Origin of the sequence: Natronorubrum sulfidifaciens JCM 14089 (assembly GCF_000337735.1) — an archaeon.
Taxonomy (GTDB): domain Archaea; phylum Halobacteriota; class Halobacteria; order Halobacteriales; family Natrialbaceae; genus Natronorubrum; species Natronorubrum sulfidifaciens.
This window is the reverse complement of record NZ_AOHX01000039.1, coordinates 234,565-259,873: the sequence shown is the minus strand read 5'-3', so window position 1 is coordinate 259,873 and position 25,309 is coordinate 234,565. Positions and strand designations below refer to the sequence as shown.

General features: G+C 61.7%; 26 protein-coding genes. 19 read left to right on the top strand and 7 right to left on the bottom strand.

Going from position 1 to position 25,309, the window contains the following annotated elements:
• The first annotated feature begins 77 nt into the window (after positions 1-77).
• From C495_RS11180 to C495_RS11160, 5 genes are all read left to right on the top strand, one after another.
• Complete coding sequence (locus tag C495_RS11180) at positions 78-2,309, top strand: bacterio-opsin activator domain-containing protein (protein WP_008162952.1); 2,232 nt, start codon at positions 78-80, stop codon at positions 2,307-2,309.
• Between the two features lie 373 nt (positions 2,310-2,682).
• Positions 2,683-4,656 (top strand): acetate--CoA ligase, encoded by a 1,974-nt coding sequence (gene acs, locus C495_RS11175; RefSeq protein ID WP_008162950.1) that lies wholly within the window; start codon positions 2,683-2,685, stop codon positions 4,654-4,656.
• A gap of 150 nt (positions 4,657-4,806) precedes the next feature.
• Positions 4,807-5,214 carry a DUF4212 domain-containing protein gene (locus C495_RS11170; protein WP_008162948.1) on the top strand — a complete coding sequence of 136 codons (408 nt, stop codon included), beginning with the start codon at positions 4,807-4,809 and terminating at the stop codon, positions 5,212-5,214.
• Entirely contained in the window at positions 5,211-6,881 is a 1,671-nt protein-coding gene (locus C495_RS11165) for a solute symporter family protein (protein ID WP_008162947.1), read from the top strand. Before C495_RS11170 ends, C495_RS11165 begins: the two co-directional genes overlap by 4 nt.
• Before the next feature lie 3 nt (positions 6,882-6,884).
• Positions 6,885-7,343 carry a universal stress protein gene (locus tag C495_RS11160; protein WP_008162945.1) on the top strand — a complete coding sequence of 153 codons (459 nt, stop codon included), beginning with the start codon at positions 6,885-6,887 and terminating at the stop codon, positions 7,341-7,343.
• 81 nt (positions 7,344-7,424) lie between these two features.
• Here the strand turns inward: C495_RS11160 and C495_RS11155 are convergent, their stop codons facing one another.
• Positions 7,425-7,661, bottom strand: coding sequence for a hypothetical protein (locus C495_RS11155; RefSeq protein WP_008162943.1), 237 nt, complete (start codon positions 7,659-7,661; stop codon positions 7,425-7,427).
• A 207-nt stretch (positions 7,662-7,868) separates the two neighbouring features.
• Between C495_RS11155 and C495_RS11150 the strand changes: the two genes are divergently transcribed.
• Both C495_RS11150 and C495_RS11145 read left to right on the top strand, forming a co-directional pair.
• Positions 7,869-8,417 (top strand): tRNA (cytidine(56)-2'-O)-methyltransferase, encoded by a 549-nt coding sequence (locus C495_RS11150; protein ID WP_008162941.1) that lies wholly within the window; start codon positions 7,869-7,871, stop codon positions 8,415-8,417.
• A 167-nt stretch (positions 8,418-8,584) separates the two neighbouring features.
• Positions 8,585-8,818, top strand: coding sequence for a hypothetical protein (locus C495_RS11145; RefSeq protein WP_008162939.1), 234 nt, complete (start codon positions 8,585-8,587; stop codon positions 8,816-8,818).
• A 19-nt stretch (positions 8,819-8,837) separates the two neighbouring features.
• Here C495_RS11145 and C495_RS11140 read toward each other — a convergent pair whose 3' ends face one another.
• Positions 8,838-9,830 carry an MBL fold metallo-hydrolase gene (locus tag C495_RS11140; RefSeq protein WP_008162937.1) on the bottom strand — a complete coding sequence of 331 codons (993 nt, stop codon included), beginning with the start codon at positions 9,828-9,830 and terminating at the stop codon, positions 8,838-8,840.
• Between the two features lie 92 nt (positions 9,831-9,922).
• Here C495_RS11140 and C495_RS11135 point away from each other — a divergent pair, with 92 nt between their 5' ends.
• Genes C495_RS11135 through C495_RS11125 form a run of 3 tightly spaced genes read left to right on the top strand, consistent with a single transcriptional unit; the run spans position 9,923 to position 11,901 of the window.
• Positions 9,923-10,447 carry a transcription factor TFIIE subunit alpha gene (locus tag C495_RS11135; RefSeq protein ID WP_008162935.1) on the top strand — a complete coding sequence of 175 codons (525 nt, stop codon included), beginning with the start codon at positions 9,923-9,925 and terminating at the stop codon, positions 10,445-10,447.
• Positions 10,447-11,127, top strand: coding sequence for a DUF2110 family protein (locus C495_RS11130; protein WP_008162933.1), 681 nt, complete (start codon positions 10,447-10,449; stop codon positions 11,125-11,127). Before C495_RS11135 ends, C495_RS11130 begins: the two co-directional genes overlap by 1 nt.
• Positions 11,128-11,901, top strand: coding sequence for a DUF5803 family protein (locus tag C495_RS11125; protein ID WP_008162932.1), 774 nt, complete (start codon positions 11,128-11,130; stop codon positions 11,899-11,901).
• Between the two features lie 40 nt (positions 11,902-11,941).
• On the opposite strand, the gene C495_RS11120 is transcribed toward C495_RS11125, so the two are convergent.
• A complete protein-coding gene (locus C495_RS11120) occupies positions 11,942-12,409 on the bottom strand; it encodes a chemotaxis protein CheW (protein ID WP_008162929.1) in 468 nt (155 codons plus the stop codon).
• A gap of 158 nt (positions 12,410-12,567) precedes the next feature.
• Between C495_RS11120 and C495_RS11115 the strand changes: the two genes are divergently transcribed.
• The 9 genes from C495_RS11115 (at position 12,568) to C495_RS11075 (ending at position 22,806) form a co-directional block, all read left to right on the top strand.
• Positions 12,568-13,284, top strand: coding sequence for a chemotaxis protein CheW (locus tag C495_RS11115; protein ID WP_008162928.1), 717 nt, complete (start codon positions 12,568-12,570; stop codon positions 13,282-13,284).
• 141 nt (positions 13,285-13,425) lie between these two features.
• Positions 13,426-13,788: a chemotaxis protein CheY gene (cheY, locus tag C495_RS11110; RefSeq protein ID WP_008162926.1), complete on the top strand. Its 363-nt coding sequence runs from the start codon at positions 13,426-13,428 to the stop codon at positions 13,786-13,788.
• On the top strand, positions 13,785-15,032 hold the full coding sequence (gene cheB, locus C495_RS11105) for a chemotaxis-specific protein-glutamate methyltransferase CheB (RefSeq protein WP_008162924.1): 1,248 nt from the start codon (positions 13,785-13,787) through the stop codon (positions 15,030-15,032). The genes cheY and cheB overlap by 4 nt, the downstream gene beginning before the upstream one ends.
• The gene (locus C495_RS11100; protein WP_049890282.1) at positions 15,025-18,213 is read left to right on the top strand and encodes a chemotaxis protein CheA; all 3,189 of its coding nucleotides are present in this window, start codon (positions 15,025-15,027) and stop codon (positions 18,211-18,213) included. Before cheB ends, C495_RS11100 begins: the two co-directional genes overlap by 8 nt.
• Before the next feature lie 34 nt (positions 18,214-18,247).
• Entirely contained in the window at positions 18,248-18,853 is a 606-nt protein-coding gene (locus C495_RS11095) for a chemotaxis protein CheC (RefSeq protein WP_049890281.1), read from the top strand.
• Positions 18,850-20,103, top strand: coding sequence for a chemotaxis protein CheC (locus tag C495_RS11090; RefSeq protein ID WP_008162918.1), 1,254 nt, complete (start codon positions 18,850-18,852; stop codon positions 20,101-20,103). Before C495_RS11095 ends, C495_RS11090 begins: the two co-directional genes overlap by 4 nt.
• Positions 20,100-20,621, top strand: coding sequence for a chemotaxis protein CheD (locus tag C495_RS11085; RefSeq protein ID WP_008162916.1), 522 nt, complete (start codon positions 20,100-20,102; stop codon positions 20,619-20,621). Before C495_RS11090 ends, C495_RS11085 begins: the two co-directional genes overlap by 4 nt.
• A complete protein-coding gene (locus C495_RS11080) occupies positions 20,618-21,448 on the top strand; it encodes a CheR family methyltransferase (protein WP_008162915.1) in 831 nt (276 codons plus the stop codon). The genes C495_RS11085 and C495_RS11080 overlap by 4 nt, the downstream gene beginning before the upstream one ends.
• Positions 21,449-21,600: 152 nt before the next feature.
• Complete coding sequence (locus C495_RS11075; protein ID WP_008162913.1) at positions 21,601-22,806, top strand: hypothetical protein; 1,206 nt, start codon at positions 21,601-21,603, stop codon at positions 22,804-22,806.
• A gap of 6 nt (positions 22,807-22,812) precedes the next feature.
• Here the strand turns inward: C495_RS11075 and C495_RS11070 are convergent, their stop codons facing one another.
• From C495_RS11070 to C495_RS11055, 4 genes are read right to left on the bottom strand one after another with little or no spacing between them, the layout of a single operon-like run.
• Entirely contained in the window at positions 22,813-23,631 is an 819-nt protein-coding gene (locus C495_RS11070; protein ID WP_008162911.1) for a DUF7289 family protein, read from the bottom strand.
• Complete coding sequence (locus C495_RS11065) at positions 23,628-24,119, bottom strand: DUF7266 family protein (protein ID WP_008162909.1); 492 nt, start codon at positions 24,117-24,119, stop codon at positions 23,628-23,630. The genes C495_RS11070 and C495_RS11065 overlap by 4 nt, the downstream gene beginning before the upstream one ends.
• Entirely contained in the window at positions 24,116-24,679 is a 564-nt protein-coding gene (locus C495_RS11060) for a hypothetical protein (RefSeq protein WP_083902477.1), read from the bottom strand. Before C495_RS11060 ends, C495_RS11065 begins: the two co-directional genes overlap by 4 nt.
• Positions 24,673-25,308, bottom strand: a complete 636-nt coding sequence (locus tag C495_RS11055; RefSeq protein ID WP_008162905.1) for a DUF7288 family protein — start codon at positions 25,306-25,308, stop codon at positions 24,673-24,675. Before C495_RS11055 ends, C495_RS11060 begins: the two co-directional genes overlap by 7 nt.
• Position 25,309 lies beyond the last annotated feature (1 nt).

Genomic DNA, 25,309 nt, shown 5'->3' with positions numbered 1-25,309 from the left:
GACCGGAACTCGATTCTGTGTCGCAAACAGTGTGATTGCCGACACAATTATATTCGTGTCGTTAGAAACCACGAAGTATGGATCTCGAGGTGACCGACTCGGCGGACCTCTCGCGTGAGCACTACGAGTCGCTCCTCGACGCCGCCGAAACGTACCGCGAAGCGCTCGTCGTTCGTCTCTGTGGTGACGTGGGGCTTCGGCCGACAGAACTCACCGAACTCACTATCGACAGCATCGAACAGGTTCGGATCGATCCGCCGCGGTATCTGATTCGTGTGCCGGCCGTCGATGACGGCGCGGATCGGACGGCGTACCTGCCGACCCACGTCGAACGGGAACTCCGTCGATACGCACGAAGCAACGATCTCTCGACTGACGATCGAATCTTCCCCGTCACGGCCCGTCGACTCCAGATGCTGGTTTCAGATGTCGCCGACCGGGCCAGCGAACTGTACGAACTGCCGGCGCTGGCCGACTGCTCGACGAGCGACCTGCGCCAGTATTTCGCCCACACTGCGCTCGTCGACCACGCCGTCAACCCCAGAGTCGTCAAAACCGTCGGCGGCTGGGGGAGTTTCGAAGCGCTCGAGCCGTATCTCGCCGAGCCGACGGACGCGGAAATCGTCGACGCCTTCGACGCCGTCGAGCGACCGTCCGGACCGGCACACAGTCGCTCGAGGACGCGGGACGAACCGATGGTGAGCGATGACAGCGTTATTCGCCTGCTGCTGGCTGCAAGCGACCGGTACGCGCTGCTCCGACTCGATGTCGACGGCTACGTCGAACGGTGGAATCGAAGCGCAGCGTCGATGTTCGGCTACCGGGCCGGCGAAATCGTTGGGACACACGTCTCGACCTTTTATACGGACGCGGCCGTCGACGATGGCGTCCCCGAACAGGCGTTGTCGGCGGCACTGGAGGAATCCGGCTCCGAAACCGAGGGCTGGCGCGTGCACAAAGACGGCTCACAGTTCCGGGCGACCGAGGTTATCTCGCCGCTGCGGGACGACCGGGGCCGCCACCGTGGCTTCGCCGTCTTCGTTCGCGACGTTTCGGCCTCCCACGAGGCGTTCGAGACCGTTCAATCCCGTCGTGACGAACTCGAGGGACGGTATGCGGTCGCCCGGGCCCACCGTGCCGTCGCGCGGTCGCTCCTCGAGTCGACCGACCACGAAGAAGTCGAGACACGGACCTGTGCGGCACTGACCGGCGGGCAAGCCTACACGTACGCCTGGATCGACCGGGCGACAGTGACGGAGCGGCGGACGGACTGGCGTGCCTCGAGCGGTATCGATCCGACAGCCGTCGACAGCCTCGTTCCTGAGCAGTGGACCGATGGGGCGGCGACCGACGACGGCGAGACGACGGTGTCGGTTGCAACCGGTGTGGACCTCGCCGTCGAGGGCGGCGTCGACAGCAGTGCAGAGGTCGGCAACGAGGGCGCACTCGCGCGTGTCCCACTCCCATACGGCGACACGGTATACGGCACGCTGACTGTCGCAACCGACAGACCACAGGCGTTCGACGCCGACGAACGCCAGTGGCTCACGACGATCGGAAAGCAGATCGGGTATGCGATCGCCGCGATCCGTCGACGGAACCTCCTGCTCTCGGATCGCGTCGTCGAACTCGAGTTCGCCTGTCGCGACGACGACTCGTTTTTCGTCGACGCCTCAGAGCAACTCGGCTGTCGGTTCGAACTCGACTCGCTCGTCCCGATCTCCGAGTCGACACAGCTGTACTACGTGCGGCTACAGAACGCCTCACCGGCGGACGTTTTCGATCTCGCGGCGGACGACCCCGGCATCGACGACTGTCGGCTGGTCGAGACCGACGAGGACGGCTGGCGCGTCGAGTTCATCGTCGAAGGATCGTCGCCGACGCTGACGCTCACCGAGTACGGCGTCACGGTCGTCGACGCCGTCACCGAAGGCGGCGTGACGACGATCACGGCCGAATCGGCAGCCGACGCCGATTTGCGGACGATTCTCGCCGGCCTGCGTTCTGGCTTCCCCAACTCGGAACTGGTCGGCAAGCGCGAAGCCGAACGAACCGTCCAGACTGCCCGCGAGTTCCGTGAGGGACTCGAGGACCGCCTCACAGACCGACAGGAGGCCTCGCTACGGGCGGCGTACTTCGGCGGCTACTACGACTGGCCGCGCGAGAGCACCGCCGAGGAGATCGCTGACGCGATGGGCGTCTCCTCACCGACGTTGCACAATCATCTCCGGAAGGGCCAACACGAACTCCTGCGGACGTTCTTCGACGATCCCTCCAGCGAGGACATCGAACCGTCCGCCAGCGACTAATACTGTCGGACAGCCGTCAGTGAGATGTCGGTCGCGAAGTCGCGGCCGTCCTCGGGGATGATAACCACGTCGGGAACCCGTTCGTCTGGCATCCAGTCCAGTCGTCCGGTCGAACGCGTCTCCGCGAGTCGGCTGCGATGCTAAGTCTCTAGAGTTCGGTGGGATTGTTACGTCCGCCTCCAGCCGTCGTCGGCCGCGTTCGCCGCCACCGGCCGTGTCGCGCGCCCGATCAGAACGGGATTCGACCCCATACACACAGATATTCCCTCCTATTACAGTCAATATTCCCTATATTACCTCCCTGAATGGGGCCCGATTTTGCACAACTAGATGCCGGCTTTACTATGGTAGTAGCATATTGAATTGTTGTATCATGTCACAGGAGGATGGCAGCCTCGAGGCTCGACTCGAGGAACAAGACACGTTTGAACCGCCCGAATCGTTCGTCGAACAGGCGAACGTTTCGGACCCGGGGATCTATGAGGAGTTCGACGAAAACTGGCCGGAGTGTTGGGAGCGCGCTGCGGAGTTTCTCGACTGGGACGAAGACTACGACGACGTCTTAGACGAATCGGACGCACCGAGCTACCAGTGGTTCACGAACGGAAAGCTCAACGCCTCGCAGAACTGTCTCGACCGCCACGTCGAGGACGGGGCGAAAAACCGCGCTGCGATCAAGTGGGAAGGAGAACTCGGCGAGACGCGAACGTACACGTACGGTGACCTCCTGAACGAGGTCAACGAGTTCGCGGCAACGCTGCGTGACCTCGGCGTCGAGGAAGACGACGTCGTCACGCTGTATATGCCGATGGTACCCGAGCTCCCGATCGCGATGCTCGCGTGTGCCCGGCTCGGTGCGCCACACAGCGTCGTTTTCGCCGGCTTCTCGGCCGACGCGCTGGCGACCCGAATGAACGACGCCGACAGCGAGTACCTAGTCACCTGTGACGGCTACTACCGCCGCGGTGACGCACTCGATCACATCTCGAAGACCAACGAGGGTCTCGCGGACGTCGACCACGAGACGACGACCGTCGTCGTCGACCGACTCGGTGACGACCTCGAACACTCCCTCTCGGAGACTCAACACGACTATGACGAGCTCATCGACGAGCACGCCGGCGAAAGCGTCGAGCCGGTCGCTCGAGACTCCGAGGACATGCTGTTCCTGATGTATACGTCGGGAACGACGGGCAAACCGAAAGGCGTCAAACACACGACGGGTGGCTACCTCGCGTACTCCGCGTGGACGTCCCACTCGGTGCTCGACCTGAAACCCGAAGACACCTACTGGTGTTCGGCCGACATCGGCTGGATTACGGGTCACTCCTACATCCTCTACGGGCCGCTCGCGCTCGGAACGACCACCGTGATGTACGAGGGGACGCCGGATTACCCAGAGAAGGACCGCTTCTGGGACATCATCGAGCGAAACCGAGTCGACGTCTTCTACACCGCACCGACGGCCATCCGTGCGTTCATGAAATGGGGCGAGCAGTACCCCGAACAGCACGACCTCTCTTCGCTGCGCCTGCTCGGCACCGTCGGGGAGCCGATCAACCCACGCGCGTGGAAATGGTACTACGACAACATCGGTGGCGGCGAGTGTCCGATCGTCGACACCTGGTGGCAGACCGAAACCGGTGGGCACATGATCACGACCCTCCCCGGCGTCTGTGATATGAAACCCGGTGCGGCCGGTCCCGGCCTACCCGGCATCGACGCACAGATCGTCGACGAGGCTGGCGAGCAAGTCGACGCTGGTCAGGCAGGTTATCTGACGGTCCAGAAGCCGTGGCCCGGCATGCTCCGGACGCTCTACCGGAACGACGAGCGCTTCGTCAACGAGTACTGGACGGAGTACTCCGACCCCGACAACGACGAGTGGGTCTACTTCCCCGAAGACGGCGCAAAGATCGACGAAGACGGCTACATCACCGTCCTCGGTCGTGTCGACGACGTGATCAACGTCTCCGGTCACCGACTGGGCACGATGGAGATCGAATCGGCCGTCGTCGGCGTCGAAGGGATCGCCGAAGCCGCCGTCGTCGGCGGCGACCACGAGGTCAAAGGCGAAGCCGTCTACGTCTACGCCATCCCCGAAGACGGCTCCGAACCCGGTGCCGAACTCGAGGAGAAAGCAGTCGACGCAATCCTCGATTCGATCGGCCCGATCGCCAAGCCCGAAGAAGTGATCTTCACGCCCGAGCTGCCGAAGACTCGGTCCGGAAAGATCATGCGCCGCCTGCTCGAGGACATCGCAAGCGGTAACGAACTCGGAACCACATCGACACTGCGAAACCCCGAAGTCGTCGACGACATCGCAGCACAGGTTAACGAAGGCTAACTCGGGGACCCTTTCTTTCAGATACCAACCACGCACGACACGAACACGGGTCAAAACACATGACAGAGAATATCACTCACAGATTGGGACGGACCGTCGACACGGACGGCGACGTGCCGACTGAATCACACGACATTGGAGGAGAAGCGAATGGGAGATAACGAACCACAACCCGACGGCGGAACCGCCACGGGCACAGAAGGAGCACAGACCGTCGACTACCTAGACGAAGAGATCAATCTATTCAAGCCAGCGACCCCGTTCATGCGGGACAACCTGAAGATGATCTTCGGGCTGTTTGCGGTTTGGCTGGCGTTCGTCTTCGGCCCGGTGACGGCGAGTTACTTCGCGCCGGAGTTTATGACCGAGACTCGAGTACTCAATGGCTACCCGCTCAACTTCTTCCTGACGGCAATCGTCGCCCCGGCCGCTGCGCTGGTGCTGTCGGCAGTCTACGCCTGGTACCGCGACAAACTGGACACGAAGTACGGTATCAGCCACGAAACAGAAGAGGAGACCGGTGCGGCCGCAACCGCCACGGACGGAGGTGAACAATGATAGAGTCGGTTCCCCTGCAGTACGAAACCGCACTCGACCCCGGTTTCAAGCTCATTCCGGCGCTGACCGTTATCGGGATGATGGTGCTGTTCCTCGGTGTTGGATACTTCTTCCGGGTCGCCGCAGTCGACGAACTGTGGGTTGCCGGTCGATCTATCGGTCCCATCGAGAACGGGATGGCGATCGGTGCAAACTGGATGAGTGCCGCATCGTACCTCGGTGTCGCAGCGCTGATTGCGACAGCAGGGTACTACGGCCTTGGATTCGTCGTCGGCTGGACGACGGGGTACTTCATCCTGTTGATCTTCATGGCCGCACAGTTCCGCCGCTTCGGGAAGTACACCGCACCCGACTTCGTCGGTGACCGGTTCTACTCCCAACGCGCACGCGGTCTCGCTGCGTTCACCACGCTCGTCATCGCGTTCGTGTACGCGATCGGTCAAGGGAGTGGCATGGGCCTGATGGCACAGTACATCCTCGGCCTGTCCTACGAGGCCGGTGTGGTCATCTTCATGGGTGTCACGATCGCCTACGTCGCGCTCTCGGGCATGCTCGGAACGACGAAGAACATGGCGATCCAGTACGTCATCCTCATCATCGCGTTCACGCTCGGCCTCTACGCCGTCGGCTGGTCGCAGGGTTGGTCGACCGTCTTCCCGTACCTCGAGACCGGTCCGGAGACGGCCATGCTCATCGACGAGCTCAACCAGCAGTTCGCCGAGCCGTTCGCATTCAGTACCTTCTACGCGTGGGTCGCGCTGACGGTCAGCCTGATCCTCGGGACGTGTGGTCTTCCACACGTCCTCGTGCGGTTCTACACGGTCGACAACGAGCGGACCGCCCGCTGGTCGACCGTCTGGGGACTGCTGTTCATCTGTATCCTGTACTGGGGGACTGCAGTGTACGCCGTCTTCGGCGGACTGCTGTACGAAGACCCAGCACAGCCGGGTGCTGAAACGGCAGTGACCGAGGGTGTTGCAGACACTTTCATGGGAATGCCTGCTGCAGACAGTGACGCACTCGTCGCGCTGACGGCGCAGCTCGCGGATCTTCCCGAGTGGCTCGTCGGCCTCGTCGCCGCTGGTGCCGTCGCTGCCGCACTGGCGACGACTGCGGGACTGTTCATCTCCGCGTCGTCGGCAGCCGCACACGACATCTACACGAACCTCTACAAACCGGAGTCGACCCAGCGCGAACAGATGATCGTCGGCCGATCGACGATCCTCGGCATCGGGATTCTCGTGACACTCGTCGCGCTGAACCCGCCCGCACTGATCGGTGAAATGGTCGCGATGTCGTTCGCAATCGCAGCCTGTGTGTTCTTCCCGGTGTTCTTCCTCGGTCTGTGGTGGGAGAACGCCACTCGAGAAGGGGCGCTGGCTGGGATGGTCACCGGTATAGTCGTCTCCTTCGGTGCAATCGCAAACGACACTGCGATTCCGATGTACACCGGCGTCGAGGGCGCCGTCTCCTCGGAACTCGCCGCAATCGTGCCAGGTGTCGCCTCGGCGCTGGTCGGCGTGCCACTCGCCTTCGCTGCGATCATCATCGTCTCGCTGATCACTGAGAACCCTCCTCAGGACGTCAAACGTCTCGTCCGACAGTGTCACAGCCCAGAGCCGATGGAACAGATGGAATCCGCAGAGGACGTCACCGCTGACGACTGATCAATGTACGATACAATACTCGTCCCAACCGACGGTAGTACCGTTGCAGAGAACGCTGTCGAGCACGCAATCGACATCGCAGCCAAATACGACGCCACAGTCCACGCACTGTACGTCATCGACACAAGCGCGATGGACATCGGACTCGGCGCAGAACAGGTCGACCGGATTCGACAGGGCAAGTACGACGAAATGCCCGAAATCCAGGAACGTGCCAATGCGGCCACCGGCTCGGTCGCCGAGCGTGCCGCCGAACACGGCCTCGAGGTCATCGAGTCGGTCGGTGCCGGACAGCCACATGACCGGATCGCTGGCTACGCCGAGAAGAACGACGTCGACATGATCGTCATGGGATCGGCCGGCCGTGGCGGGGTCAAACGGGTCTTACTCGGCAGTGTCGCCGAGCGAACCCTTCGGTCGACGGACATCCCCGTCCTCGTTGTCGACATCCGAGAAGAGTAACTGCGTCGTCGTTGCTCGTTCTTTTTTTGCAGTGTCGCTCCCGAAGTTCCCTCGAGAGCGGTCAGAAGTTCGAACTGTTCGTCACTGACGGGTGTCTTGCTCTTGGCCCCCTTTTGCGAGCTCGAGGTTCCAGAACAGCCCGAAGTACGCGACGATGCCGGCGAGCATGAGCATGTAGTACGCCCACGTCGGCCCGTCGATCACCTGGAAAATGAGATCGACCATCGTCACCCAGACGATCGCAAACACGAGGTCGACGATCACGCCCCATTTGTCCTCTCGAGCGTTCGCGATCCACTCTCGAACGGGCGTTACCATCCCACCACCTGCTTCGACAGAGTGTCACACAGCATGTGCTACGCTACGGCAGGCCCCTCAAAAAGCCTACCGTCAGCGACGGCTCCGTCGCGCGCTTGCCATCCGACCACCGTCTCCGCGCCACGGCAGCGACTGGTGAGAGATTGACTGGAAACTCCAGACGCGGGAAACCGAACCCACATATGAGAGACAACAGAAGAGTCGAGCATGAACGAGACAGCCGAGGTCGTCATCCTCCGGCTCGGTCACCGCCCCGGCCGTGACGAGCGAATGACGACCCACGTCGGGCTGACCGCGCGGGCACTGGGTGCCGACCGCGTCTGCTTCCCGGACAACGCTGGCCAGTCGAAGGCAACCGTCGCGGACATCACTGACCGCTTCGGCGGCCCCTTCGACGTCGAACTGACGGACTCGCCGCAAGCGATGCTCCGAAACTGGGCGGGAAAGATCGTCCACCTCACGATGTACGGCGAGCGCGTCCAGGACGTCGAAGGCGAGATTCGAGACGCCCATCAGGATGCCGGCGAGCCACTGCTCGTGGTCGTCGGCGCTGAAAAAGTTCCCTTCGACGTCTACGAAGAGGCCGACTGGAACGTCGGGGTCACCAACCAGCCTCACTCGGAGGTCGCCGGACTGGCCGTCTTTTTGGATCGGCTGTTCGAGGGCCGCGAACTCGAGCGCGAGTGGGACGACGCAGATCGACGAGTAATTCCGATGGAGACGGGCAAACGCGTCGAATCGGCCGACGAGGAGTAGCCGGCTCACTGGGCTGGACGACACAGACCGATCTCCGGATCGATCTCCCAAGGCTCGCCCCATCGCGACGTCTGTGGAGTCTGTACAGAGAAGCCGCTGAAACCGACATTCAAAGCCGGTCACGGCCGACAGTATAGTTTTTCTGCGGTCGGGGAGACAGAGTCTGTATGGGGTCCTCGATGTCGCTTCCACGGACGCCGATCGAGTGGTTCATGCTCGGCCCACTCCTCGTCGTCCTCAACGTTGTCGTGTTGCTTGCGACCAATCACCCGCTTCCGACAGCGGTCGCGATGGGCATTTTCTATGGGTTTGCGATGGCGCTCGTGCTCGTCATCGTCGCAACCGTCTGGAACACGCGCCGCGAGTCGGGAGACGGCGCTGACGCGGAATCCGCCGAGTGAGCGACACGACGCGTGTCACTCAGACTGTTCGGTACTGTCGAACGCCGTCCACACAATCGACGGCAACCACGTCCCGTCGCTCAAGCGTGCCGAGTGCGGCCATCGTATCGATCACTGAAGCGATGTGTCGAACGCTGCCGACCCGCTGTTCGGCCACCGAAAGTGGCGTGGCGGGTTCGATCGCAGCAAGCGCGTCTCGAGTCTCCGAGATCAACGTCTCCAGGCGCTCGCGCGTGCGTTCGACGACCCGACGTGGCTCCTCGAAAACGGGGCCATGACCGGGAATGCCGTGTGTCGCCGTCGTCCCCTCGAGGCGGTCCATCGCTTCCGCGTACCGTTCGAGGCCGTCGTAGGCACCCGTCTCGAGGCCGACGTCAAACGCGACGGCGCGAAACGGTTCGATAAGGACGTCGCCGGTAAACAGCACGGTCGTCTCCTCGAGGGTGGTCTCGAAACACAGCTGGCTGGTTTCGTGACCCGGCGTGGGAATGGTCGTGAACTCGCGGCTGCCGACCGACACCGTCGATCCCGGATCGATCGAGACCGTCGAATCGGGGTCGAGCAGTTCGCGGTCCCGGTGAAACGACGCCATGTGATCGTCGACGGCCTCGTCGAGCGCCGCGCCGCGATAGCCCGCCGAGACGGCTGCCTCACGGACGCTCGAGCGAACGGCCGCCGGCTCGCGTTCGAGTCGCTCGAGCGCGACTGCTGGCGCGTGAATTGTCGCACCGCCGGCACGGAGCGGCGGGATCTGTCCGATGTGGTCGCTGTGGGGATGGGTCACGAGCACGTGGTCGATCTCCTCGGGGGCGTATCCGACGCGCTCGAGGCCAGTTTCGAGGGTTCGTTTCGCTTCTTCGCCCGGCGCGCCGGCGTCGATCAGGATCGGCTCGGGGCCGTCGATCACGTACGCGGCGACGTGTTTCGGCGGCCATGGGACGTCGAACTCGAGGCGATGGACCGTCGAGAACGGCGTCCCGCCCCGACAGGCACTGTCGGTGTCGGTAGTCATCGTCTCGAGAACTGCTGTCCACCCTCCTGTACCTTCCCCCGACGCGGGGTAGTTGACAAGACTTAATGGACCGACGGCGTTACACGTAGGTAATGGCTTTTGAGGACCTGCTCGAGGATCCGGTTATCCAGAAGTACCTACACGAGCTGGTCGGTCCCACGGGAATGCCCGTCGCGGCAGCGCCGCCGGACGGGGAAGTGACCGACGAAGAGCTTGCTGAGGAACTCGATCTCGAGTTGAACGACGTACGCCGCGCGCTGTTTATCCTGTACGAAAACGACCTCGCCACCTATCGACGGCTGCGTGATGAGGATTCGGGGTGGCTCACCTATCTCTGGACCTTCGAGTACGACAACATCCCGGAGAACCTAGAGGAAGAGATGTACCGCCTCCACGACGCCTTAGCGGACCGTCGAGAGTACGAGCGCAACCACGAGTTCTATCTCTGTGAGATCTGTTCCATCCGCTTCGAGTTCGGCGAGGCGATGGACTTCGGCTTCGAGTGCCCCGAATGTGGCTCGCCGCTTGAATCGATGGACAACAACCGACTCGTCAGTTCGATGGACGACCGCCTCGAGGCACTCGAGGACGAACTCAACATCGACGTGGACGCCTAATGGTCGTCCTTGCAACCAAACTCTACGTCGAGGGCGACGCCCGCGAGCGTTCGCTCGACTCGCTTCGCTCGCTGGTCGACAACGAGATCGGCGACCTCGACGTCGAGTTCGAACTCGGTGTCCGCCACGATGACTTTCCCTCGGTCACGATCGAGGGCGACGACGCGACCGTCGCCCGAAACGTCCTCGGCGAGGAGTTCGGCGAGATCGTTCCCGACCTCGAGGCCGGCGAGACGTACGTCGGCACCCTCGAGTCGTGGGACGACGACGGCTTCGTGCTCGATGCCGGACAGGGCGAGGGCGTCCGAATCCCGACCGACGAACTCGGACTCGGGCAGGGATCGCCGGCACAGATCCGCGAACGGTACGGATTGGTCCAGCACCTGCCCCTCGAGTTCGTCTACGGCGGCGACGACGAGCCATCACGGCTCGCCGACGCGGCTCAGGATCGACTCTACGAGTGGACGCGAGGCAACGGCCGACTCAACGTCAACAGCGCCACCCGTGCGGAGGTTCGAGCAACGCTCAACCGTGCTGGGCACGCACAGGACTACGTGACCGTCGAGCGACTCGGCCTCTTAGAACAGAGTGTCATCTGCACCGAAGACACCGACCCACCGGGCCTGTTGGCGAGCGTCGGCGAGTACCTGCCAGCGGAGCTCCGCTGTGTTGTTCCGTAAATGAACCGACGGCTCGTTCTTGCAGTTCTCGCGGTCGGATTGCTCGTCGGCGCAGCCGGCTGTACGGCACTCTTCAGCGGTATCTCCGACGAGGAACTCGACCGCGAACAGGAGTACGATGATCTCCGAGAGAGCGACGCAGACGTCGCCATCGACATCGAGGGCGGCAGTATCATCAGCAACGGCGAGTTCCGTGCCGTCTACGACCTCGAGGACACCGAGGAGCTGTCGTTGTATCGCTCAAACATCTACAGCGACCGGGCGCTTGACATCCACAGCGTCCGCTACTGGCATCCAAACGGGACCGAGATGACGGGCTCGGAGTTGGATATCGAACAGAGCGATACGAGCACCGACGTTCGAGTTCCCGACGGCAACGGAACGCTCGCGTTTTCGGGCGATGCCGGGCGCAAGACGTTCACGTTGCCGGCGTACATGGAGGGGTCGTACGAGGTGACGATCCCCGAAGACCATCGGACGTCGAACTTCCTGTTCGGGAGCGTCAATCCGAGCGGCTACGACCGTGAAATCGTCGACAGTCACGAGCGGCTGACGTGGGAGGACGTCGACAGCACCATCTCACTGCGATACTACCTCGACCGTGACATTCCGTTGTTCATCGGCCTCGTGGCGACCGTCGTCGTGATCGGCGGCGCTGGCGCTGCCTACTACTACCGGCAGGTCAAACGCCTTCGAAAACAACGCGAGGAACTGGGGTTAGACGTCGAACTCGAGGACGATTCCGACGACGGACCGCCGCCCGGAATGCGGTAGTCAGCCCGGTCGACTCGCGTGTCGTCTCGGACCGACGTCGTCAGTCGTGGATCGTCCGTTCGTCGAGCCAGATGACGTCGTCGCCGTCGATCTCGAGACGGCCTTTGACGTGTGCCAGCCGGGTACTCGTTCGTGTCGGCTCGAGGCGGTCCTGACGGACCGTTCGGGTGGCGTCAACGTCGTCGACGAGCCAGCCGTAGTGGGCATCGTCGGCGTCGGTCGCGGTGAAGACGAGTAGTTTTGGATCGGCGATTCGCGCGGTCGTCCGCGAGACGGCCGTAAACGCCCGTGGGAGGTCAATAACTCTGACTCGCTCACCGGCAAGCGTGACCGTGCCTGCGTTCCACGGGTCGGTTGCCGACCCGATCGATTGTTCGTCCGCCACGCCGAGGACGGACGCGACGGCAGCAGCCCTGACGCAGTATCGTTCGGCCTCGAGGTCGAACGTGAGAACGGTGATGGGACCGTCGCCGTCGTCGGAATCGTCGTGGTTGCTCGCCGATACCATGCTGGTGCGTACTTCGACCGGTATCGAATAAAGATTCCGGATGGTCGAGCGCTGACACAACCCGACGAGTTCGATATAAAAACGAGCGCCGCTCGCCGACCCCGCACACAACGGGAGTCAACGTTTTTATTCATGGCACCTGATACACGACCAAGAACATGGCCCCGGATCTCTCCGAAAAGCTTCTCGGAATCGATATCGACGGTGTTGACGGCCAACAGCAGGAACACGCGGATGGGACGGACGAACCAGACGAGGAACGCAAACGGTTCGTGTTCTTCGAGAGCGGCCCCCATCGGCTCGCCGTTTCGGTCGATGCGGTGAGAACACTCGCGAAACGCCCTGACGAAGTGACACGGGTCCCGCGAACACCGCCCGCCATCGAGGGAATGGTCGACCTCCGTGGAGAGGTCACCGCAGTGGTCGATCCCGGCGTTCACTTTCCGAGCGACGAGGAACGGACCACGGACGGCCGAGAGCGCCTCCTCGTGCTCGACCGACCGGCAGACGAACAGTCCGTGGCGCTCCGAGTCGACGATGTCATCGGTGTCGAGTCGATACCCGAAAGCGATATTCTCGACGAAACGGCCATCGAAGACCGGCGACTCTCCGGTGACACACTCGAGCATCCGCTCGTGACGGCACTTCTCGAGCAAGAACACGAGCACGACGCCGACGAATCCAGTGTCACCACGCCATCGGAGACCGGTCACACGGCCGAAACTGGCGGTGGCGGACTGCTGTCGTCAGCAGAGTCGGAAGCAACAACGGACGACGGGTCGACGTTGCCCAATACGGTCGTCATCGAGGTAACGCCGCTGGTCGATGTCGAGCGCCTCTTGCAGGCATCCAGCCATCGAAACCGACCAGAGTAGGGGCCACTCCGACAGCGTCCGGACCGAGGATGTCGACGTTGAGTGGCGTCTGCACTCCGTATCCGGTGCTTATCAGACTTGATAACAGGGAGACAGCATTTATGGTAGTCGTATTGTTATCAGCGGTTGGTGTACTACTGAATGTCGACAGGGGTGCTCATCGTGGACGACTCTCATTTTATGCGGAATTTACTGCGCCAAATTTTGGAACAGGACTACCGCATTATTGGAGAGGCGTCCAACGGCGCCGAAGCAGTCAAACTGTACAAAGAACACGACCCCGACATCGTCATGATGGACATCGTGATGCCGAAAGCAAACGGGATCAAGGCGACCGCGGCGATCAAGAAGATCGACCCGGACGCACAGGTCATCATGTGTACGAGTGTCGGGCAACGTGAAAAAATGAAACTCGCCGTGAAGGCTGGCGCAGACGGGTACGTCACGAAGCCGTTCGAAGAACACAGCGTCAGAAAGGCCCTTTCAGACGTCGTTGCGGCATGACGCGAGTACTCGTTGTCGACGATTCGCCGTTTATGCGGACAGTCATCGACAACGCACTCACGACGGCTGGCTACAACGTCGAGACGGCAACGAACGGCAGCGAAGCGACCGACCTCGCAGCAACGTACGATCCAGACGTCATCACGATGGACGTCGAAATGCCCGAATGCAACGGGATCGACGCTGTCGAGCAGATCATGGCGACGAACCCGGCGCTGATCCTCATGCTCAGCGTCCACACCGACCGCGGGACGGAAGCCACGCTCGACGCCCTCGAGCGAGGGGCAGTTGATTTCCTGCACAAACCCGACGGATCGGACTCGCGGACGGTGACTCATCTGACCACCGACGTCGTCGAGAAAGTCGACGAACTCGCGAATGCGAACGCCTCATCCGTTGCTCTCGCCCGCGCTGCCGCCTCCGCATACGCGACGCGGTCGGCCTCCGTCGAGGGCGCAGGCACGACGAGTCAGGCAGTCGCCGGGACCGGCGAAGCCGACTCCAACCCACTGGCCCGAACCGAAACGACATCGCATCCTCCCACCGGCCCCGGCCCCGATCCGTCGGCCGAAACCGGGCTCGGGAGCGAACCGACAGGTAGCGCCAACGATGGCACCCACCCACTGGTCGGAGACACAGCCACCCTCGCAGAGAATCCAACTGTCGTCCTCGGTGCATCCACAGGTGGACCGAAGATCATCGAAGGGCTGTTCGAACGCCTCCCGGCCGATCTCGAGGCGAAAGTGCTCGTCGTCCAACACATGCCCGCGGAGTTTACCGAGCGGTTTGCCCACCGCCTCGATTCCCGCAGCGAGTACGACGTCCGAGAAGCGGCCGACGGCGAGCTGCTCCGATCCGGTGAAGTCGCGGTCGCTCCGGGCGATGCCCACCTCGAGGTGACGAGTAACGTCGGCGGACGGCTCCGCTTGCGCCTCGACGACGGCGATCCCCTCCATGGCGTGCGGCCAGCGATCGATGTCACGATGCAGACGGCGGCCGAACAGGTCGACGACCGGCTCTGTGGTATCGTCCTGACCGGCATGGGTGCAGACGGTGCCGCCGGGATCGAGGCGATCAAGGCCGCTGGCGGGCACACCATCGCACAGGACGAAGCGACGAGTCCAGTCTTTGGAATCCCCTGTCAAGCAATCAAAACGGGCTGCGTCGATACCGTCGTGCCCGCCCCAGCCCTCGTCGAAACGATCGTCGGCGCGTTCAACACGGATGGTGAGACCGATGACTGATTATTTGAGCGACTTCGTCCAAGAGAGCGAAGACCGAATTACGGAGTTGAACAACGCGTTGCTCACCTTCGAGCGCGAGCCGACCAACGACGAGGCGATGGAGAGTATCTTCCGTGTCGCACACACGCTCAAGAGCAACTGTGGTGCGATGGGCCTCGAGGCCGCGAGTGATCTCGCACACGCGATCGAAGATCTGCTCGATGCCGTCAGGGCGGACGAGATCGAGGTGACACCCGAACTGATGGACGCGATCTTCGAGGGCGTCGACGAACTCGAGACGATGATCGACGAGGTTGCCGCCGACGGCGAGACCGAAACCGATCCGTCGGCGACGATCGAAACGCTCCGTGGACAGCTCGACATCCAGTCGGAGCCGACACCGATCACGACGCCGTCGGCCGAGGAGATCGACGCCGCTCTCAAGCGAGTCGATCCGCCGACGGACGACGGACACGAGATCTACTTCACTCGACTCGGACTCACGGAGCGCAACGACGTCAACACCGGCGTCCTCGTCGTCGATGCGCTGATCGATGCGTTCGAACTGCTCGGTACCGACCCACCCCGAAGCGATATCGACGCCGGCGACGACCGGGTCGATGCCGTCTTCGCCAGCGCAGTCGGTGACGCCGCGATCACGTCCGGCCTCGAGCCGGTTGATGAGGTGGCGGCGTTCGAACTGATCAACGTAACCGACCGGTTCGACGCGCTCGAGACCGCCGAGCCGTCAGCGACGGCCCCCGCTGCCGACCCACAGCCGGCCCCCGGTGACGGAATTTCGTCGGACGAAGCCAAGTCACTCGAGGTCGACGAACTGCTCGAGGAGTTCAACGAGTTCGACGACTTAGACGAGATGGTCGAAGACATCGACGACGACGAACTCGATGTCTTCGACGACATGGGTGACGCCGGTGCGTTCGACGACCTCCTCGGTGAGGACGACCTGAGTGCCCAAGGAGACGTTGATGACTCCCCATCCGACGCTGCTGACGAGCCGGACGGGGCGGCCGCCACCGAGCCGGAACCGGCTGATTCGCCGTCGGCCGCGGCCGATGACGACGATGTCGATGACGCCAGCGCCGTGTTCGCCGAACTCAAAGACGAAGTCGAGATGGTCGGCTTCGATGAACTTCAGGATGAGCTCGACGAACTCGAGTTCGACGAGTTCGACAGCGAGGACGAAGTCGGAATGGACGACCTCCTCGGCGAGGACGTCGACGTCGACGACGATTCGTTCCTCGACGAAACGGAGCCGATCGATGAGACTGGCCTCGTCGACGACACAGAACCGACCGAGGAGTCAATCGACGACGTGTTGCTCGAGTCGGACGAAACCGACTCGGAACCCCACGGAGAGACGGCAGTCGATATCGATTCGGAGCCGACACCTGTCGACACCGATTCAGTCGAATCCCAGCCGGAAGACGGCCGAGACGAGCCGACGACGCCAGCAGCCGAGTCGACACCACCGGAAGCGGATTCAGCACTCGACACAACCGCCAGCAGCGGGGAAGATGCCGACGCTGACGCCGAATCGGCGGTGGAAACGGAGACGGATACCCCACTCGAGGGCGACGACACGACCGACGTCGACGTGACGGATTCGCTCGCGGACGAATCGGCCGACGATCCGTTTGCCGGTGACGAGGCGTTCGGGAACTACACCGAGTATACGGAGCCGGACGACGAGTTTGACGACGGTGACGATGACCTCGATGGTGCGTTCAGTGATGATGACTTCGACGACGCGTTCGGTGACGGTGACGCGTTCGATGATGCGTTCGGTGACGATGACTTCGACGACGCGTTCGGAGACGACTTCGCTTCTGATGACGCGTTCGGCGAGGAGTTCGATGCCGACGACACCGGCGAGACGAGTGTAGCCACGTTCTCGGAGGGGTCCACGGCGTCGTTCGATGACGACACCGAGACGGAAAGCGAGGACGACGACGTCATCAGACGGATCGACGAGCCGACGTTCGGGATTCCGGAGGTTACGCTTCCCGACTCGCCCGATCGAACGGACACCGACGACCAGACCGACGAGAGCCAGTCGATCAGAGTCGACGTCGACCAGATCGATTCGTTGCTCACCCTCGTCGAGGGACTGGTCACGACGCGCGTCCGACTTCGGGACGCCGTCACCGACGGAGAGGAGGTCGCTGCACTCGAGACGGAACTCGACGACCTCTCGGATCTGACGACGGAACTGCAGGAGACAGTGATGGACGTCCGACTCGTGCCACTCGAGTCGGTGACCAACCGGCTCCCGCGTGTCGTCCGTGACATCGCACGCGAGCAGGACAAAGCGGTCGAGTTCGAACTGACTGGCGAGGACGTCGAACTCGACCGGAGTATTCTCGACCGAATCGGCGATCCGCTGACCCATCTGATCCGTAATGCCGTCGATCATGGGATCGAAGCACCCGACGAGCGTGAGGCGGCCGGGAAACCCCGCACGGGAATCGTCGAGGTCCGCGCCGATCGCTCACGCGACGGTGTGACGATTACGGTCGAAGACGACGGTAGCGGGCTCGATCCCGACCGACTCCGATCCGAGGCCATCGATGCCGACGTGCTGACCGAGTCGGAAGCAGCCGACCTCTCGGATGCGGAGGCGGCCGACCTCATCTTCCATCCGGGACTCTCGACAACCGACGAAGTGACTGATATCAGCGGTCGCGGCGTCGGGATGGACGTCGTCAAACGAACGATCGAGGATCTGGATGGGACGGTGTCGATCGACAGCGACCGCGGCGAGGGCACACGTGTGACGATGACGCTTCCGGTGACGGTTGCGATTGACGACGTGCTCTTCCTCGAGAGCGGCGACGAAGTGTTCGGTATTCCGACGAAATCCGTTCTGGATATCGAACCCGCCGACAGACTGGAACAGGTCGACGGCCGCGCCGTCCTCCCTGACGACGACGACGCGTATTCGGTGATCCAACTCGACGACGCACTCGAGACGCCACACGAAGGGGACGATGGTGACGGGATGCTCGTCCGTATCCGAGACGACGTCCGCCCGGTCGTGTTACACTGCGACCGCGTTCGCGGCCAACAGGAGGTCGTTGTCAAGCCGTTCGAGGGATTCATGGGCGGGATTCCGGGGCTCAGCGGTGCAACAGTACGGGGACGGGGAGAGGTAGTCAACATTCTCGACGTGACGACATTATGACAATGAACGAACACCCATATCCACGGAGTAATCTATGACGCTAATGGTCGACATTCGAAAGCTGAGCTTTATCAACGAAATGGCAAAAGTCGGGACGAACGGCGTCGCCGACAACATGAGTAAACTGACGGGCGAGAACGCCCAGATGGAGGTCACCAAAACGAACTTCATCGACGTCGACGACATCGAGTCACAGCTCGATTCCGGAAAACGAGTCGGCGTTCGCGTCCGACTGCTCGATCCACCACACGGGCACATCCTCATCCTTTTCCCAGAGGCGAGTGCGAAAAAAATCACGGCGATCATGCTGCGTGACGTCGTCGATGATATCTCCGACGTCTCGGGGAAGATGGCCAGAAGCGCCGTCGAAGAGATGGGGAACATGATGGCAAGTGGCTTCATCGACGGCTGGGCCGACGTTCTCGGTCGCGCGATCGACATCACTGCGCCACAACTCGTCTACGCACAGACGGGCGATATCGTCACCCGAACGGCCAATCTCGGGAACGACGATCTCGCCCTGTTTTTCGACTCGGACCTGACCGTGCCGAGCTATCAGATCGAGGCCGAAATATACGCGTTCCCCGAGTTAGCGGAGTTCGTCGAAATGGTCAACAACATGGAAACACCGTCGACATGAAACTCGACGTCAACGCACTCGGCACGTTCTACCGGATGGCTCGAGAAGGGGCCGGGCTCGCCGCGGGTCGGTTGACGCATATGACCGACGTCGAGACACAAGTCGGCGTCACGAAGCTCAACTTCATGCGCGGTCGGGAGATCCGCCGCGATTTCGAAGACTCGACGGAGAAAGTCGGCGTTCGGGTCAAACTGACTGGCGCAATCGAGGGCTACTCGATGATCGTCTTCGACCGCGAGAACGCGTTTCGTATCATCGAAGCGTTACTCGCAGAATCGAACACGGACGACGTCGATGTCGACAACGAGTTCGACGAAATGACACGGAGCGCTGCAACCGAGGTCGGCCACATCATGAACAGTGGATTCGTCGACGGCTGGGCCGACGTGCTGGAGGCCGTGATCGACGTCTCGACCCCCGAGTTCGTCGAGGGGCGATCCGCGGACCGCTTCTTTGGCGACATCGAGGAGGCACCTGACGACGACGACCTCGCCTTGCTCTTTCAGAGCCGGATCGAAACCGTCGGCACCGAAATCGGATTCAGCCACTATCTCTTCCCCAAACGGAAGTCGATGGCGTCGCTGCTCGATCGGCTGCGAACCAGCGGCGGCATCGAGTACGACAAACTCGACGGCTTCGACCGCATGGCCGAACGCGGTGCCGAAGAGATCGCTGAGACAGCGACAACACTGACTGGGATCGACACCAGCGTCGAGATCAGACGGCTGAACTTCGTCTCGCTCGAGACGATTCCCGAACAGTTGCCGGACGAAACGCTCGTCGGCGTCGCATTCGAGTTCGATGGGCTGCCAAGCGGCTATCTCCTCTTTCTGTTCGATGAGGAGTCGGCCCACGAAATCGTCGACGCAATGGTCCCCATGGAAGTCGACGAGGACGGCTTCGGCGAGATGGGAACGAGTGCAATCACCGAACTCGGCAACATCATGGCGAGTGGCTTTCTCGACGGCTGGGCGAACGTGTTGGATACGACGATCGATCACTCCCCACCCGAGTTCATCCACGACATCGGTGCCGCAGCCGTCGATCCCGTGATTATCCAACTCGGCGAGAACCAGGAGTTTACGTTCGTCTTCGACACCGTCGTTATGGCGGACGGAAAGGAGTTCGACTGCGAAGTGTACGCGATTCCGGACGAAAACGACTTAGAGCGGGCGCTGAACGACCTCGAGGTCGATCGAATCGAGGACACCCCGACGACAGCCGAATTTCAGGAACTCGATAACACATGAAGACGTACGGAAGCGAGCCGGGTGCACCGACGCCGGTACAGGTCGGCATCTCCGAACTCGCCGTCAGCGAAGGCGACGACACGCTCAAATCCTACGGACTGGGGTCGTGTCTCGCGATTGCATTGTACGATCCCGACAGCGGCATCGGCGGCCTCGCACACGCCATGTTGCCCGACGGTGATGCCGCCGAAAACAGCGATCGCAAACCCGGGAAGTACGCCGACACCGCGATCCGCGCACTACTCCGGCGGATGGTCGAAGACGGGGCCAGCTACATCGCCGTCGAGGCGAAACTCGCTGGCGGCAGCGATATGTTCGAGTTCGAAAGCTTCGGCGAGGGTGTCGGCCAGCGAAACATCGCCGCGGCCAGAGCGGAACTCGAGAAACTCGGTGTTCCGCTCGTCGCCGAAGACGTCGGCGGTGAACACGGCCGAACCGTCGAGTTCACACCCGGCACAGGGACGCTCGTCGTCAAGACCGCCAACAAAGGTGTCGAGAACGGAGTGCTAGAGCTGTGACCGGCGACAGCTTCGACGAACTATTAGCGTACATCGAAGCCGAACTGGCGTTTGCGACCAGTCACTATAACGACAGCTACCTCGATCGGCGACTTTCCTCGCGGATGCGCCGAACTCAGAGTGACACGTACTCGGCGTACCTCGAGACGCTTCGAGACGACCCCGCCGAGCAGGAGGCGCTGCTCGACGCATTGAGCATCAACGTCACCGGGTTCTTTCGCAATCCCGACGTCTGGTCGGGAATCCGTGACGTCTTAGTAGCGCTGACCGACGCCAACGAGACCGTTCGTGTCTGGAGTGCTGCCTGTGCCGACGGGCGCGAACCGTACTCGGTGTCAATGCTCGCCCACGACGATCCCGCCATCGACGAATCAGCCGTCGAAATCCTCGGGACGGACATCAGCGAACCGGCGCTCGAGACGGCCCGAAACGGCGTCTATGAAGCGTCTCGAACCGTCGACCTCGACGAGCAACTCGGGTTTCTCGACGACTACACCGCGTACGTCGACCGGGATGGCCGCACCTTCCGGGTCAGCGACGACATCAAACACAACGTCACCTTCGAACGCCACGATCTGATCAACGACGAGCCCAAAACGGGGTTCGATCTCGTGATCTGTCGGAACCTGTTTATCTACATCGACAACGAGTACAAACAGTCGATGCTCCGAACGATCGCTCGATCGATCCGCCGCGACGGCACGCTCGTCATCGGAAAAGCGGAGACGATTCCGCCAACGCTCAAATCCGCGTTTACCGTTCGTGATTCCCGTCTCCGGATCTATCATCGAGAGCCGATGGAAACGAACGGACTCACTCCCGAGTGAGTTCGTCGGATCACAACACTCAGTCCGAACTGGTACACACGGCGGCTGTACTGGTGACTGTCGGGCAGCACCCCTCCTCGAGTGTGGACGCGTTCTTCGACAGAATGAAACACACGCGGAGGCTTACATACTGGCACTCCGAATAGTCGATAATGCCTCCGCTTGACCTCCATGCCTTTGTCAGCCGCTCTGCGGTCGTCGTCGATTCGACACCACCGGCGACGAAGCGAGACACACGTCTCTGGCTCATCGACCCCTTTCTCGAGACACTCGGCTGGACTGTCCACGCCGACTCGTGTGTGACCGACACGACCGTCGACGAGACACCACTTGAGTACGTCTGCTCGGTCGGTGGAATCCCGGCGCTGTTCGTCGCCGTCGAGGCGTTCGACGACTCACTGAACAAATCCCGTGCCGTGGCCCTCCTCGAGGCGATGGCCTGGACGGGCGTCGACCGCGCGATCTACACCAACGGTCGTGATTTTCTCTTGCTCGCCGGCACGACCGACATCGAACAGTTGGCCTGTCGTCGGGCAGCGCTTCCCGACCACGAACCCGCACTCACACACTACTCGCGCGACGCCAGTGCTCGTCGTCTCAAGCGCCACTCCCGCGAGTTCGTCGCCCGCCAGCTCGCCGTCGACCGACCGACGCTCGTTGAGACGATCTCCGCGGAACTCATGGCGGCAACCGAACAGGGCGACGCCTACCGCACGGAGTTCGAATCCGCCACCGACCGGTTTCTCGAGCAACTCGTCGCTTCGTTCGCCGACACTGGCGACGACCAGCCGGCTGGTGCGCTCGAATCCGATACTGACACCGCTGTCTCGGTGCAGTTCTCCGAACGCGAAATTTCCGACGACGACAGCGAAGCGGCCGACCGCCGGCCAGAGCCGCCAGCCGATTCCGAGCCACCCCGCGAAGACGCCGATGGAGAGTCGACAGCCGAATCAGCCACCCCGATAGGCGTCGATGACAGCCGCGCAAACGGGGACGCGACGGTGGACGACGACACCGAGTACGTCGTTCGATTTTTCAACGATCGTGGGTCGATCGGCGCGATCGGCCACTCGAGTTCGGATCAGGCGCTTCACAGCGCTGCGGCATATCTCTTCGATCGCGGCCTCTCCGGCCTCTCCGTTCCCTGGCAGCTCGACGACGCAGCCGACGACCAAGCCGTCCTGAACGACTCTCCGACACACCCCGACGGGACGTCGATGATCGCCCCCCAGCAGCTTTCGAACGGGCTCTATCTCGAGACTGGCGGAACCGTCGACGAGCGTGCCGCTCGGGTCGAAGCGCTGGCGGCTCGAGCCGGCCTCCGAGCGATGTTGACCGGCGACTGGGAGCGAGCGTAGTCGGCGTCAGTACTCAAGATCGACTTCGACGATGGTGACGACGACTCGGTCGGCAGGACACGTTCGTCTGAGATCGTCTCCGTTGTCGTTGTCCGTCCAGCCACGATCAGTGTCGAGAGTCGAATCCCACGCGTCGTTGTATGCGGTATCGTCGTCCTCGATGGTGATGGACACGCTATCGACATCGTCGGTGTAAACCGCACTACTGCGGTTTTCGACGGACATCGTGACGCCCAGTCCGCTGCTGCTCTGGACCGATCGGTCGTCCGCCGAGATCGTAACGAGTGAGATGACCGCTGCCTCGCGATCATCGCTGCACGTTATGTGGGGCTGTTTACGAACGAGACTCCAGTCTTCGGAGTCATCGCCACGGACGAGGCCACCGCCTTCGTAGGCGATCCGATCACCATCCGACGTATAAGCGAACTCGCCCAAATCGAGCGTTTCGTCGGTAGTGTAATACTGAGAGAGCTTCGTCTCATCTCTGTCAGCAATTGACCTGTTCTCACCACCTTTCTCGATCAAAATGTCGAGATTGGTTCCACTGTCACTTGTCCTGACAGCCCCATCACGCAGCGAGAGTTCGCCGTAACGCTGATTGACGCCGTTGTACCGGATGACGTCGTTGAAGTTGTCCGCAAGCGCGTCCATCGCCCGCTCGGCGTTGACGAGTTGTTCGTTTTCCTGATAGTCGTCCATCGCCTGGAACCCGGTCGAATACAGGATACCGACGGAACCGAGGATAATCGCGAAGACGAGGACGAAGGCGACGACCTCCGAGACTGCCCGGTCGTTCGCTCTCGAGTCGGCTCGGCGGTCGATCATCGGTTCGCCTCCGTGAGTTCGATCACGTCGCCGTCGGAGCTAATTTCGATCGAACCGCCCGATGCCGACTGCTCGTCACCAATGTCGGCATCGATCACGACTGGGATATACACCGTCACGTCGATGTCGGTGGCCGAGAGTTTGAGACAGGGTTCGTCTCCATCGAGCAAGGGTGCGTCGTCACACTGAGCTGCCGCGAGTAACTCGACGGTGTATCGCGAATTCGTCACCGTCTGTGGATGGTCAGTAGTGAGCGTTACGCTGTCGTCCGTCGATGCGGCCCGATCGACGTTGTCGATGTCGCCGGCCAACCGTTCGCCGATGGTCTCGAGTGACGTCTGCGTCGACCGTTCAGTTTCCGAATCCAGCATCGTACTGCCACTCATCAACAGCATCGCAATGAGGATCGTCGTGATCCCGATCGTCAGGACGTGCGTGAGCGCGATCGACATCCCGCGGTCCGTCCCATCGTGGGGGCGTCCGATCATGATGGACACGCCTCCGGATTGACGTCGACCGTTCGTTCGTACCTGAGGTCGTTGGTATCGTACGTAATCGTGACTGTCAGGTCACCATCCAATATGACGTTATCCCCATCGAGGATGAAGTCGGGATCGTCGTCGATAGCCACCACTGCTGGTCTCGAGTGAGCTGTCGCGTTGCGGTACTGGTCGCTGAACGTCTCGATCTCTGCGCCAGCAGTATCGTCCCAATGGTCGTTCGCAGCCTCAGGATCGTCGTCCGTCAGCTCATTCCCATCTATGTTTTCTATCGATACTCCACCCGACGCCATGTCTTCGCGATCGAGGACACACGCAACTCCCTGTGTAACCTCGAGTTCCGTCGCTTCGGCGGTGGTCGCGCTTTGGCCCGTCTCAGATGACGACAGCGTCTCAGTGTAGACGACGCCGTTGAAGACGACGACGACGCCGAGGATGATGAACGCGAGTGCAATGGCACCGATGAGGATCACCTGTCCGCGCTCGGTTCGACTAGACTCACACGGACGATCTCGCTCTCGACGTTCTCGAAGGCGATCAGTTACCATACGGCGACGCGCACCTCCACCACGTTGTATACTTTGGAGTCACCATCAGTTGCTCGAGGAATTGGGTAGTCGTGATTCTCCTCCCCCAGTTCCGTCCCGTCTTCGAGTTCTTGATCGTCGAATAACGTCACCATGTAACTCGCAGTTACCGCTTCGGACTCGCCCTGATAAACGAGATACGTACTAGTGTCTGTATCAAACTCACCATCTTGGTCCTGATAGACGAGTTCGATGTTGTAACTCATCCCGCGCTCCGTGAATCGATCCGAGAGGATCTCCCCGAGGACGAACTCATCGTACAGTTCCGTCTGATTCGAGGCGTTGTAGTAGCCTGGTACATCGTCGCTTTCGCTCGCATTGTGGAACTCTTCTTCAGAGTCGTTCCAGTGCCGAACCATCGCAGAGAGGTCACCATCGTCTGCCGCCGCAGCGACGACGAGCGCATCTTGGGTCTCCTGCTGAACTTGAGATTGAACCGTCCGATCCGCAAGGCCACCGGTCGTCGGCGTGATGACGACCGACTGCAGTGCCAACAGGATCGCCATCAGGACGACCATCGCGCTGATGAACCCCTCGAGGGTGTAGGCCTGTCCTCGGTCACTGTCGTGTGTGGGGTCGATTCGGGACATG